At 35.5% G+C, this 12,623-nt stretch carries 11 protein-coding genes and 1 other annotated feature; of the genes, 6 read left to right on the top strand and 5 right to left on the bottom strand.

Annotated elements, in window-relative coordinates; all coding sequences use genetic code 11:
* Nucleotides 1-34 precede the first annotated feature (34 nt).
* Together BFJ97_RS17100 and BFJ97_RS17105 are read right to left on the bottom strand one after the other, a co-directional pair.
* Nucleotides 35-1,282 (bottom strand): MFS transporter, encoded by a 1,248-nt coding sequence (locus BFJ97_RS17100; protein WP_175401793.1) that lies wholly within the window; start codon nucleotides 1,280-1,282, stop codon nucleotides 35-37.
* A gap of 67 nt (nucleotides 1,283-1,349) precedes the next feature.
* Nucleotides 1,350-1,614, bottom strand: a binding site (T-box leader).
* Nucleotides 1,615-1,837: 223 nt separating this feature from the next.
* Nucleotides 1,838-2,386: a helix-turn-helix domain-containing protein gene (locus tag BFJ97_RS17105; protein ID WP_068985870.1), complete on the bottom strand. Its 549-nt coding sequence runs from the start codon at nucleotides 2,384-2,386 to the stop codon at nucleotides 1,838-1,840.
* 459 nt (nucleotides 2,387-2,845) lie between these two features.
* Between BFJ97_RS17105 and BFJ97_RS17110 the strand changes: the two genes are divergently transcribed.
* The 3 genes from BFJ97_RS17110 (at nucleotide 2,846) to BFJ97_RS17120 (ending at nucleotide 6,588) form a co-directional block, all read left to right on the top strand.
* Nucleotides 2,846-3,847: a proline racemase family protein gene (locus tag BFJ97_RS17110; RefSeq protein ID WP_068985871.1), complete on the top strand. Its 1,002-nt coding sequence runs from the start codon at nucleotides 2,846-2,848 to the stop codon at nucleotides 3,845-3,847.
* Nucleotides 3,848-3,941: 94 nt separating this feature from the next.
* The gene (locus tag BFJ97_RS17115; RefSeq protein WP_068985872.1) at nucleotides 3,942-4,919 is read left to right on the top strand and encodes an ornithine cyclodeaminase family protein; all 978 of its coding nucleotides are present in this window, start codon (nucleotides 3,942-3,944) and stop codon (nucleotides 4,917-4,919) included.
* Between the two features lie 454 nt (nucleotides 4,920-5,373).
* On the top strand, nucleotides 5,374-6,588 hold the full coding sequence (locus BFJ97_RS17120) for a dicarboxylate/amino acid:cation symporter (RefSeq protein WP_068985873.1): 1,215 nt from the start codon (nucleotides 5,374-5,376) through the stop codon (nucleotides 6,586-6,588).
* A gap of 165 nt (nucleotides 6,589-6,753) precedes the next feature.
* On the opposite strand, the gene BFJ97_RS17125 is transcribed toward BFJ97_RS17120, so the two are convergent.
* On the bottom strand, nucleotides 6,754-7,371 hold the full coding sequence (locus BFJ97_RS17125; protein WP_068985874.1) for a hypothetical protein: 618 nt from the start codon (nucleotides 7,369-7,371) through the stop codon (nucleotides 6,754-6,756).
* 240 nt (nucleotides 7,372-7,611) lie between these two features.
* Between BFJ97_RS17125 and BFJ97_RS17130 the strand changes: the two genes are divergently transcribed.
* The 3 genes from BFJ97_RS17130 to BFJ97_RS17140 all read left to right on the top strand — a co-directional run bounded on the left by BFJ97_RS17130 (nucleotide 7,612) and on the right by BFJ97_RS17140 (nucleotide 11,513).
* On the top strand, nucleotides 7,612-8,580 hold the full coding sequence (locus tag BFJ97_RS17130; RefSeq protein ID WP_068985875.1) for a quinone oxidoreductase family protein: 969 nt from the start codon (nucleotides 7,612-7,614) through the stop codon (nucleotides 8,578-8,580).
* A gap of 413 nt (nucleotides 8,581-8,993) precedes the next feature.
* Nucleotides 8,994-10,451: an MBOAT family O-acyltransferase gene (locus BFJ97_RS17135; protein ID WP_068985876.1), complete on the top strand. Its 1,458-nt coding sequence runs from the start codon at nucleotides 8,994-8,996 to the stop codon at nucleotides 10,449-10,451.
* Between the two features lie 18 nt (nucleotides 10,452-10,469).
* The gene (locus BFJ97_RS17140; protein WP_068985877.1) at nucleotides 10,470-11,513 is read left to right on the top strand and encodes a hypothetical protein; all 1,044 of its coding nucleotides are present in this window, start codon (nucleotides 10,470-10,472) and stop codon (nucleotides 11,511-11,513) included.
* 67 nt (nucleotides 11,514-11,580) lie between these two features.
* On the opposite strand, the gene BFJ97_RS17145 is transcribed toward BFJ97_RS17140, so the two are convergent.
* Both BFJ97_RS17145 and BFJ97_RS25520 read right to left on the bottom strand, forming a co-directional pair.
* Complete coding sequence (locus tag BFJ97_RS17145; RefSeq protein ID WP_068985878.1) at nucleotides 11,581-12,393, bottom strand: EcsC family protein; 813 nt, start codon at nucleotides 12,391-12,393, stop codon at nucleotides 11,581-11,583.
* Between the two features lie 78 nt (nucleotides 12,394-12,471).
* Nucleotides 12,472-12,597 carry a hypothetical protein gene (locus BFJ97_RS25520; RefSeq protein WP_263297513.1) on the bottom strand — a complete coding sequence of 42 codons (126 nt, stop codon included), beginning with the start codon at nucleotides 12,595-12,597 and terminating at the stop codon, nucleotides 12,472-12,474.
* Nucleotides 12,598-12,623: the final 26 nt, after the last annotated feature.

A 12,623-nucleotide genomic window follows, 5' to 3' on the forward strand; every position in this document is an offset into this window, starting at 1 on the left:
GCATAGCAAAGCGGCGACAGTATTAAAATTCCCTCTACTCATTGAGTTTAGAAATATTTCTATAGAATCTAGCCTTCGAGGGTTGAATATTCAAAATTAGCAATGTAGATGCTACTAAAAACATGATGATGGATGCGGATATAACAACATTTCGAATAGATATAATTTCAGCTGCAACTCCAAAGATGGCAGTTATGATGATTACGAACAAAGCTTCCACAAAACCGTAGATACTTCCTATTCTCCCCATACTGTCGACAGGAATATTGTTTTGATAAAAGGTATAGAAACCTGTATTGGCAAAGGCTGTCGCAAAGGACAAAAGAAAGCATCCAAAAGAAGCGATAAGAAATGTGTAAGAGGATGTGAAAGTTAAATAGCCTAATGCTGTTATTACCGAACCCATTCCTATTAGCCAAGCAGTCGACACTTTTTCTACGATTGCCGTATTCGTTAAAGAACCAACTAATACTCCAGCACCTGCTATGCTTACTAAAATACCATATTCACCTTCGGATAATGAAAGTACTTGAGTAGCAAAGGCAGCCTCTAAAGAATCCGTCGCTGTCATCATGACAATCATCGCACTAAATAAAAAATAGATTATCATAATATAGGAATTTTTAAGGCTAAATCTTATAACAAGTTTCCAATCATCTACTAATAACTTGAAGGAAAATGTATGATTGGTTTTACTAGTAAGTTCTTCATTGGCTTCAACATTAGGCATACCTAATGTGATACAGGCTGATAAAAATAAAGCAATGGCATTCAAATATATGGCCGTATTAGGCGTTCCAATCGTAAATAGCATTCCTGCAATGGCTGGACCAGTTATGAATGCGCCTGAATCGAGTAAGCTACGAAGTGAGTTAAAACGTTTCCTTTGTTCTATGGGTATCAATTTCGTAATGTAAGTCATGGAAGTTGGGTGATACATAGAACTCGCTATGGTGATTACGAAGACTAAGACGTAAATCCAAGCTAAAGTAGAAAAGAAAGGAAGTATGATAATTAGTAAAGATTGAAAATTGTTAAGAACAAACATTAGATATTTTTTATTTAAACGATCTATCAAACTACCTGACCAAAAACTGGAAAATAGTGTGGATGACGCTCTAACGATATACAAACCGGACACAGCTATAGCTGACCCTGTGAGGTTTAAGACAATAAGATTTAAAGCGATAAAATAGATCCAACTTCCAACACTGGAAACACCAATACTAAACAATAATATAGCCGGATAACGCCACGCTTCTAATAATTTATTCATGCTCATATAAATTCCTCCTAGTGTTTGTTTACAAGTAACTAAACAAAAAAATCCCACCTCCAAGACGTTTTGTCTTAGGGACGAGATTGTGGAATTTATATTCACGTGGTGCCACCCTAGTTCACTATTATGTCACCATAATAGTCTTTTCAGTACGGCATACATACTTATGCTTATACTGTTACTCTGTAACGGGAGTTCCCGTCGCACCATCATTCAAGTAGAAATCCAATGCGCTACTCCGAGGCTTGTTTCAATAATTCGTTCCTACTCGTTTTCAGCAACTCGAGCTCTCTGGGAAGAACAGCCTTATTTACTTTTCTCTTCAATGTATTTTCGCTAGTGTAGCATAAATTTGTATTTTTAGTAAAGTGTTACTTTTGGAATATTCCGATAAACCGAAAAGTATTTTTAAAAATATAAGCCAGTAGCCTTTCATTTCAATATAAAGGGCTGCTGGCTTGTTTAATTAAAATAGGTGAATAATTGACTCTTGCCATCTATTAAGTTTTATCAAAATAAACGAAGCAATGCGTCAGTTAGTGGATTTATGGTATTAATTTAAACTTTGATGGTAGTTGAAGTAATAAATATAAAATTTGTAGGTTTATCTGTTTTATTAAACCAGTTGTGGGGGATGGTCGAATTCATATGAATACTATCCCCAGGATATAGATCATATTCTGTATTATCAAGAATGATTGTCAAGATTCCATCGGTGACATATATAAACTCCTGTCCTGCATGTGAAAAAGGGGTCTCTCGTTGGTCTCCCGGTAATAAGGTTACTAAAATCGGCACAAATATAGGATTTGATACATTTCCAGAAAGGTCCGAATAAATAAACGATGACTTATGTTCGGATTGTTTATAAGTTCCTCGCCTAATCATATCTTTGTCCATTTGTATTGTATCCGGAAAGAAATAACTAGGACTAACACCAAGAGCTTCAGATATTTTGCGCAAGGAATGTAATGTGATAGAACAAAGAGATCGTTCTACTTGAGATAAAAAGCTTATCGATAAATCTGTTTTTTCAGAGACTTCCTTTAATGTCATTTTTTTTGACTTACGAAGTCTTTTTATTAAAATCCCTATATCTTGATCCATTTTATCAACCTCAAATATAGTCTTATTGTAATAAAGTATATATAATACTTAAATTCTTGTAAAGTTATGGTAGCCTTTGGGTTTGAGTTGTTTTTAACTGCGAGACCTGTTGACGTTTAACTTTTTTAGTAGAAGTCTTTTGGAAAAAATATTGAATCTTCAGAAATTGAATGTATAATAATTGTAAACGCTTTACATTTCTAATTTTATCTTTTGATAAAATTTAAGTGGTATTTAAATTTTACTTACATAAACTTTATGAAGTTGAATTTTTTATGTAATAATCAAGTTCAAATCTAGGTGAATCATGAAATAGCATTTAATAAATGCAATTTTTTTAGGTGAAAATTTAAGTCACATTTAAATTTAGAGGGATATTTGCAGATAATTAAAGCTATGATTAAATAACGTGTTTATTAACAAATGTATTAAATATCAAACAAATTGGAGGGAAGAATGATGGAATTCAAAAAAATGTTTACTACGATTGATCTCCATGTATCTGGAGAACCGTTGCGTATTATTACTGGAGGTTTACCAGAAATTAAAGGAGGCACGCAGCTAGAAAGACGTGCCTATTGTATGGAACATTTAGATCATATTCGAGAAGTTTTAATGTATGAGCCTAGAGGTCATGATGGCATGTATGGTTGCATTATTACTCCACCAGCAAGCGAAGGCGCAGATCTAGGTGTGTTGTTTATGCACAATGAGGGTTGGAGTACAATGTGTGGCCATGGCGTTATTGCGGTAGTGACCATGGCTATTGAAACAGGCATGATTGAGGTGAAAGATGAAAATGATAAACTGATCATTGATTGTCCGTGTGGGCCTGTAACAGCGTATGCAAAGTGTAGAGGAACTAAAGTAGAATCTGTCTCCTTTGAAAATGTACCTTCTTTCGTCTATAGAAAAGATTTTCCGATTAAAATTGATGGTTACGAATTTGATGTGGATATTTCATACGGTGGTGCTTTTTATGCCGTGGTTGATAGTGAAAAAGTTGGCTTGAAAGTGAACAACAAAGATTTATGGGATTTACAAGTATCGGGTGACAAAATTAAACATTACATTGAAAGTCAAATTGAAGTAAAACATCCATTTGAAGATATAACGGGGATCTATGGTGTAATTTTCTCTGATAATCCAAAAGACAGCCATGCGGATTTACGAAATGTCACAATCTTTGCTGACAAACAGGTAGATCGATCTCCATGTGGTTCTGGTACTGCTGCAAGAGTAGCTACTTTATACGAACGTGGCGTACTGAAGGAAAGTGGAAGTTTTATTCATGAAAGTATAACAGATGGACAATTTGTTGGTGAAATACTTTCTTTAACGAAAGTGGATGACTATAAAGCTGTTATTCCAAAAGTTACTGGGAACGCCTTTATTACAGGTTTCCATCAATTCGTGATTAGTCCAGAGGATCCCCTTAATAGAGGGTTTTTATTGAAGTAAATTTGCTGCTGATTTTGCACCTAATGTAGTAGCCAAAAATTTAATTTTTGTACCAAATGCGATGGATATAAAGTTAGAAAAAGGGTGGGGAATTATGTTAGTTATAAGTACGGATGAACAAAAAAGTTTAGTAGATATGAATGAAGTTATTGAATGTGTGGCTGTTGCCTTGAGGGAATTTTCAGCAAATAGAACTATTACACCTATCCGCGCTGCTCTGCCTTTCGATAACGGCCAAAATACAGCATTGATTATGCCATCGGTAGCAGAAGAACTTAGTAGTGTCGGATTAAAGATAGTAACAGTAGCACCTAATAATAAAGAATTAGGTAAGAAAACGATAACGGGCGTAGTAATGCTATCAGATTTTAAAACTGGCGAACCAATTGCTCTACTAGAAGGTTCTTATTTAACAATGATTAGAACGGGTGCGTTATCAGGTGTTGCAACGAAGTATTTATCTCGTGAAGATTCAAAAAAGTTATGCATCATCGGCACGGGGGAACAAGCAAAAGGTCTAGTTGAAGCAATAGTAGCTGTACGAAATATTGAAGAAATTCTTCTTTATAATAGAACGGAGCAAAAAGCACATGAATTCGCGAAGTATATTAGAAATAAATTCGATAAGCATGTACAAGTTTATTCAGATCCGAATGAAGCGGTACTTAAAGCTGATATTATTGTGACCACAACCAATTCTTCAACACCAGTTTTTTCTGAACCGTTAAAGCCAGGTGTTCATGTAAATGCGGTTGGTTCATTCAGACCTACGATGCAGGAATTGCCGTCTCATGCTCTTTCTTCAGCTCACAAAGTAGTAGTTGAATCTAAAGAAGCAGCCATAGAAGAGACTGGTGACATAATAATTCCAATAAATGAAGGAGTCTTTGATTCGGGTGATATCTTTGGAGAGCTCGGACAAATTATTGACGGGCAACTAAAAGGAAGAGAAAGTGCAGAAGAAATTACGCTATTTAAATCGGTAGGATTAGCGGTTGTAGACATTGTAGTTGCAAAGTATTTTTATGACAAGGCTATTAAACATAAAATGGGGACTTACATTAACCTTTAAAATTATAGTTAAGTGTCATTTAAATAACTAAGTTGGTGCGGAACTATCAAGATGTTGAAATATTTTAATTGAGTCCATTTTTTGGCTCATCATTATAACGTGGGGTTGATTTCTATTCCGACTGGGCGCTTTGCTGCTGACGCTTCGCTTTCGCGCAGATAAACCATTTGCCGCTGACGCTTCGCTTTCGCGCAGATAAACCATTTGCCGCTGACGCTTCGCTTTCGCGCAGAGCAAAGCTTCCTAGGGGTGTTCAGTCTTCACTCCAATTCAACCGCATACGTTTTAACAAAAATACTGCCCTATATTTTGGTAACAGAGCGTTTTTTACACAAAAATTTAAGTCCCACTTAAAAATAATGAAGATTAATACAGATAATAGTTAGTTAAATATTGCGGATTTAGTTAACTGAATATTTTGTCTTTTGTGCTTAGAGAATAAGGAGGTGTTTGCATGAAGTGGTGGAGGAATCAAAAGCTATATGTAAAGATTTTCATCGGGGTATTAGTAGGGATTGTGTTAGGTTTTGTCTTTGGACCCAAAGTTGCCATTATAAAACCTATCGGGGACATTTTTATTCGCTTGTTACAAATGCTCATCGTTCCATTGGCCTTTTTCAGTATTGTATCGGGTATTACTAAGCTTGAAGATATTAAAATGTTAAAGTCTATCGGTGGTAAAATAATGATTATTTATGTTCTTACCACTTTATTAGCGACGATTATTGGTGTCGTTACGGCCCTTTTAATCAGCCCAGGTAAAGGAGAGGTAGGGCTTCTCGGTAAAACAGAAGCTATAGATCAAGAGGAATTTAGTTTTCTTGATAATATTGTTCAATGGTTTCCGTCAAACGTTGTGCAATCAATGGCAGAGACCAATATGCTTCAAATTATTATCTTTGCTGTTTTTGTCGGAGTTGCCATAGTACTTCTTGGAGACAAAGTGAATAGAATTAAGGAATTAGCTCATGAAGGCGCGGATTTGATGATTAAGATTGCTGAAATTGTTATTAATTTTGCTCCATTTGGAATTATGGCATTAATCGCAAACGTTGTCGGAACGCTTGGGTTTGGGGTAGTGATCGAAGTTGGTCGATATGTATTATCAGCATTTATCGGGTTTTTAATTATTCTCTTAGTGGTCTATCCGATTATGTTAAAAGTATTAGGAAAAACCAGTCCAGTTTTCTTTTACAAACAAATAAGTCCAGCTATGCTTGTAGCTTGTAGTACAACATCAAGTAGTGCAACACTTCCTGCGTCGATGGAGGTTTCAAAAAGGGGACTTAAAATACCAGAACATATATATGGTTTCACGCTTCCACTTGGCGCTACACTTAATATGAATGGATTAGCATCGACATTAGGTGTTCTAGCAGTATTTGCGGCAAATCTATATGGGCTCCCTATTACGTTCAGTATGATTTTACAAACTGCTTTTTTAGGTGTTGTTCTTGCAATGGGCTGCGCAGGAGTGAAAGGGGCGGATGTTGTGACTGCATCACTATTGCTTTCTACAATGGGTCTTCCTCTTACAATAATCCCAATCATTGCGGCTGTTTCTCCAATTGTAGATATGGGGAATACCGTGGTCAATATTACTGGTGATATAGCAGGAACACAGATTGTTCATCAAAGAAACCCCGAATACTCAAATGAAGGAGTTTAAAAAAGTCTAAAAGTGGCTTGAGCCTTATTTTAATGGGCCCAAGCCATATTTTTTTGCGTATGAAAAAGTGTTCCGATAAATGTGAGAAACATTCCGATAAACTATGAAATTGTTCCGATAAATCTTGAAAACATACCGATATTTCACGAAAAGGTTCTGATAATCTTATTGAAGATAGGCTTTAAGTGCTGTTAATAGTGATTGGCAAATGATGATTGATTCTACTGTATTAATAGCTATTTCAAGAGAATGGTCAGCATTTTTTACAATAGCAAGCTCATGTGAAGAAAGTTGTTCTAAACGTTCTTTAGAATAATGAGGATCAGCTGTACCGATTGCTAAAAACGTCTGCTTTTCTAGTAAGTTTTGCATGATATGTTCAAGAGACAATAAGGGAGTAAAAAGTACATAACGAGAAGGAACAAGTGAAGACTGTTGCATATAAAAATCTATGATAGCCAATGTTCCAAGTGATTTTCCTATATATACAGCTTCCGTATAAGATTTGGTGCTTAAAATATAGTCTACAATAGGATTTGCTGCATTATAAACCATTTCTGAAATAGCTTCTGGCTCCTGTTCGAATTGCTGCGGATCAAATGTATAGCATACCTGTACAACATCATAGCCAAGCTCTAGCATCAGTACCGTGGAATAATAAAGAAGTGGTTTTTCATAAGTATAGCCTGTGCCAGAGAACATAAAGCAAACTTTATCACTAGTGCTGTCAAAGTAATTGTATGCAATGCCATTATGTTGTTCTTTTTTAAGTTTCATTTTCATGGAAATACCTCCATTTTTCTTCCTTTTATTAGGTTCATCACCAAAAGTTGTGGATGACATTTATTAAAACGTATGCCATGTATATAGGTTGAGTGGAGGTTGGACGCCCCCAGGAAGCTCTGCTCTGCGCGAAAGCGAAGCGTAAGCGGCAAAGCGCTCAGTCGGAACGGAAATCAACCACACGTTTTAGTGGTGATCCTTTTATTGTATAATTTTACTATAACAAGGAGGGGGAATTTTATGAAGGCGGTTATCATCAATGAGTTTGGCACTTCTGATGTTTTAAAGTATGTGGAATGTCCAAAGCCTACTATTTCGGAAGGGGAAGTATTAATACGCACGTCATATACGAGTGTGAATTTTGCTGATATTAAAAACCGAACAGGGAATAAGGCAAAAGCGAATTTTCCGATGATACTTGGTTTAGATGTAGCGGGTGTAGTGGAAGAAGTTTTTGATGAAAGCAGTGTTTTTATTAAGGGGGACCAAGTAATTGCATTCCCGAAAAATGGAGCCTATGCAGAATATGTGGTGGCAAAAGAGCAGCTCGTTTTTAAAATTCCAAATGATGTCCCTTTGGAAAAGATAGCTGCTGTGCCAACAGTTTCATTTCTATCTTATCTTTTGACACATCAAATCGCTCCAATTAGTAAGGACGATCGTGTATTAATTCATGCTGCATCCGGTGGGGTAGGGACAATGCTTATTCAAATGGTGAAAAAGCTAGGTGCTAAGAAAATTATTGGCACGGTTAGTGATATGAAGAAAGCGCCAATTGCCTTTGAACTAGGTGCACATCATGTGCTGACATATGAAAATTTTGGTGAACAAGTTAATGAATATACGGATGGTCAAGGTGTTAACATTATTTTTGACTCAATTGCAGGTAATATTACGGAAGAGAGTTTTAACTGCTTAGCTCCTTATGGTACGCTAGTGCAATTTGGAAATAGTGGTGGTAAGGCAGGAAATATAAAAACATCTGATTTACATAGTAGCTGCCGCAATGTGAAAGGCTTTAGCTTAGGAACGACTCGAGCCTTCAAACCTGAAATGCTACAACAAGTTGCGCAGGAGATGTTTACTTTATTGAAAGATGAAAGTTTCCAAGTACCAATTGCCAATGTTTTTGCATTAGAGGACATGCAGAAAGCCCATAAATTAATGGAAAGTCGTCAGCATCAAGGGAAAATTTTAATTAAAATATAAAACATTAAAACCCTGTATAGATACACACTATACAGGGTTTTATAGTGTAAAAAACAAAATGGTCAAGAAGGTTTTGGCGAATGTTGTGGCTCTTTAAATGAGGGTGATTTCCGATTCAGGCTACTCGCTTTCCTGTGGGCGAGCGTCGAGCCGCCCCCACCTTAAGTTGTTGCTGACGCTTCGCTAACACTCTGCTTCGCACAGATTTGCCGAAGGGCCATACTTTCTACATAGTACAGAAACCTCTTCAAATATTTGTTAAAATACGATATTATTATATGGATTTTTGTATTTCTTTACCTTATTTTGATATTGTTATTTGTTTTAGGTCAATTTTAAAATATAATGTTATGTTTGGCCTCTTGTATAATTAAGCGCGAATATAAAGGAATGGCTAATAGGAGAGTGATGGAGTGCTTTTTAATTCCTTTGAATTTATTTTTCTATTTTTACCAATTACATTTGTAGTCTATTTTTTCTTAAATCGCTTCAGTAACCAACAATATGCGATTTATTGGTTGGTACTGAGCTCTTTGTTTTTTTATGGTTATTTTAAGTTAACTTATTTAGCAATCATCACGGTCTCAATCATTGTGAACTTTGCTTTAAGTCGGATCATTAATAATAGCAATAATCGTCTGAGAAAGACTTATATGATTATCGGAGTAGTCTTTAATGTTTTAATACTTTGTTACTATAAATATACAGATTTCTTTATTACAAATATTAATAGTTTATTCGATACAGATTTTGCAATGTTGCATTTATTGCTACCATTAGGGCTTAGTTTTATTACATTTCAACAAATTGCTTTTATTGTTGATAGTTATCGAGATGGAACTGCTCATTATAAATTTAGCAATTATGCGCTGTTCATTTTGTTTTTCCCACAATTAGTAGCGGGGCCAATTGTTCAGCATGATGAAATGCTTCCACAGTATGATATTAAAGAAAATCGAAAAATTATTCATGACAATGTTGCACGTGGCTTATTTATCTTTGTCATCGGTTTAGTCAAAAAGATTGTTATTGCGGATACGGTGGGCATATGGGCTAATGCAGGTTTTGAAAATTATAGTAACTTAAGTTTTGTGGAAGCGTGGATTACTTCCTTATCATATACTGTACAACTTTATTACGATTTTAGTGGATATTCTGATATGGCGATTGGTTTAGCCTTATTATTTAATATTAAATTGCCAGTAAATTTCTTCTCTCCCTACAAAGCACGTAATATTCAGGAGTTTTGGAAAAAGTGGCATATGACCTTGAATCGGTTTTTAACTACATATGTATATTTTCCGTTAGGTGGTAGCCGAAAAGGGGCTTTTAGGACTTATATAAATATTTTAATTATTTTCTTCATCAGTGGATTTTGGCACGGCGCTGGATGGAATTTTATTTTATGGGGACTTATGCATGGTTTTGCGTCTGTTGTGGTAAGACTTTTTAGTAAAACTGGTGTTAAACTTCCTTATTTACTTTCGTGGTTTATAACCTTCCAATTTGTTAACATTGCTTGGGTATACTTCCGTGCAACAAGCCTCGAGCAAGCAAATACTATTATATCTAAAATGTTTACGCCAAATATGGAATCTATAACGAGTTTCTTTACGGAGCCGCTTACTAATTTTGCTCAAGCTGAAGCATTTAGTGTTATGGGATTAACATTAAGTGATCCGATCGTGATTGTTGTAGGACTTTTAATCACACTTGTACTTGCATTTACTGCCTTAAATTCTATTCAGTTAATGGATAAGATGACATTTAATTGGGGAGCAATCATTTATATGCAATGTATGATTGCGCTAGTTCTTATATCGATCTATTATATGCAAAAAAATAGTATATTCTTATATTTTAATTTCTAAATAAAGGTGTGAATTAACTTGGATCCGAAAAAATGGTTAGTAAAATTGTTTGCCACATCCTTCATCGTAATAGGATTACCTGTTTTCGGAATTATGGGTTTCAATTATTATATTGATCCTCTATGGAATTACACACATGCCAATGACTTTAACGACTATCAGCTTGGCTTTGATGAAAGACAATTAAAAACAAATTATATTAATAACCATGATTTCAATTATGATAGTTTGCTAATTGGAACGAGCAGGATTACGTATCTTGATGAAAGGGCCTTTACAACAGAAAGTGTCTATAATTATTCATTAAGTGGGCTGCAGATAGAAGAATACTTGCCTTATATGAAATATGCTGAAAAGAAAAATGGTAAGCCGTTTAAGAAGATTTTTATTGAGTTATATTTTGATTCAGCTAATACTAGCAAACCTAATACATTGAATCCGCCGCAAACTTATATTGAGACGTCTGAGGCACCGTTTTATGCAATAAAATCTTTATTTTCAGAAAGCACTATGCATTATGCTCGTTTTAATTATGATATCTCTAAGGCAAATCATTATGATGGTGCTCGTAGTTACATGCGTAATAATATTGCACAAACTACATATCCGAATGATGATATGGAGCAGTCGTGGCAAGAATTTAAGAAAAATTTTAAAGCAGAGTCAGCCAAGCCTTTTATGTATGATCATGACTATCGGAAAAAGCTTCAAGCTATAAAAGAGGCATTTCCAAATACAGAATTAGTTGTCTTTACGGAGTTAATGCCTGCCAAACGACTTCAAACAATTTTGCATAATGATAATCGTTACGAGGCATATAGCAGATGGATGAACGAAATGGTGGATGTGTTTGGTACCGTCTATAGCTTCCATACTGTGAATGAAGTAACAACAAATGTGGATAACTTTTTTGATTGGCTTCATTACTATCCAAATGTGGGATATTTAATAATAAAATCTTTAGAGAACAGGGAAGATCAATCAACTATTATGCAAGCTGTAAATAAAGGGAATCTTGATGAGTACCTTGAAAATGTAGTGGTAGATATAGATATTGAATAAGAGATGAAAAGATGACTCCGACCTGTACGGTCAGAGCCATCTTTTTTCAATGTTGATATTGTTAGTGTTACTGCTTGTTTAGTTCATTTATTTTTTCATAAATACGTCGCTTACGATAGAGCATAATACCTGCTTCGGCAACATCTTGCATCATGCCTTTATTGGCAAAGGCACCGAAAATCATCCCGGCAATCGGAATCATTTGGAACAGCTTTTTCCAACCAAACTGATCGCGATACGTAAAGAATACTTCCTTCCAACCTTGAAGCTGTGAAATCATATTTTCTGCTGCGTTATTATGAGTATCATACATGGACGAAAGTTCCTTCAATATCGCTTCTTTGCCGACAATATCGGCGGAGCTGAATTGGAGACATTTTACGATGAAAATACGCTCCATTTTATCGTTCGGATCATAGCCATGAATGATCGCAATCTCTTGCAATGTTTTTAAAGCCATCCCTAAAATAAGAGGAATATCAATAGCCAATGTGAAAATACCACCAAAGCCAGTAGAAGCACCTTGCACTGTTGCGAATTTCACACGCTCATTTTGTAATTTGTCACTTAGCGCAATCATATCCTCTAGCGGCATTTGACTAATATCGGATATAGCAAAAATATTTTGAAACGAAGATTGGTTACGGATTTTCTGCATCATTGCTTGTTCATTAATTAAATATTTGCCACCTGTTTGAATATAGCTTCCTAATTCATCAACTAGTAATGCTATTTTATTTTGAAGGAAGGTAGGTGTCATCTTATCTAAGATTTTAAATGGGATGCGACCTAATTTATCAAAAAACCACAAATCCTTTTGATCTTTTTCCCATGCTTGAATTTCCTGTAAATGCTTTTCTAATTGCTCGACATTCTCCATTTTGTCTATTCCCCTTATTTTTTGCATTTAATTAACTTCTTTCAGCGGGTGTTCAAACACCCACTGAAATAGAGGAACTCAGTCTAAGAACGCCATGTCCTGTGGCAATGACTGAGTGACCACATCATGCTGTGTTGCTGCCGCTACGCTTTCGCACAGACAAAAACACGTTGCTGACGCTGCGTTAGCACTGCGCTTTCGCACAAAAAACATCTGTTGCTGACGCTACG

The sequence above is a fragment of the Lysinibacillus xylanilyticus genome (assembly GCF_001708185.1).
In the GTDB taxonomy this organism is placed as follows: Bacteria; Bacillota; Bacilli; order Bacillales_A; family Planococcaceae; genus Lysinibacillus; species Lysinibacillus xylanilyticus_A.

Coding starts and splice junctions, on each gene's coding strand:
- BFJ97_RS17145 (WP_068985878.1), bottom strand. CDS start 12,393: ATGGAGAATGTCGAGCAATTAGAAAAGCATTTACAGGAAATTCAAGCA.
- BFJ97_RS17130 (WP_068985875.1), top strand. CDS start 7,612: ATGAAGGCGGTTATCATCAATGAGTTTGGCACTTCTGATGTTTTAAAG.
- BFJ97_RS17120 (WP_068985873.1), top strand. CDS start 5,374: ATGAAGTGGTGGAGGAATCAAAAGCTATATGTAAAGATTTTCATCGGG.
- BFJ97_RS17105 (WP_068985870.1), bottom strand. CDS start 2,386: ATGGATCAAGATATAGGGATTTTAATAAAAAGACTTCGTAAGTCAAAA.
- BFJ97_RS17100 (WP_175401793.1), bottom strand. CDS start 1,282: ATGAGCATGAATAAATTATTAGAAGCGTGGCGTTATCCGGCTATATTA.
- BFJ97_RS17115 (WP_068985872.1), top strand. CDS start 3,942: ATGTTAGTTATAAGTACGGATGAACAAAAAAGTTTAGTAGATATGAAT.
- BFJ97_RS17125 (WP_068985874.1), bottom strand. CDS start 7,371: ATGAAAATGAAACTTAAAAAAGAACAACATAATGGCATTGCATACAAT.
- BFJ97_RS17110 (WP_068985871.1), top strand. CDS start 2,846: ATGGAATTCAAAAAAATGTTTACTACGATTGATCTCCATGTATCTGGA.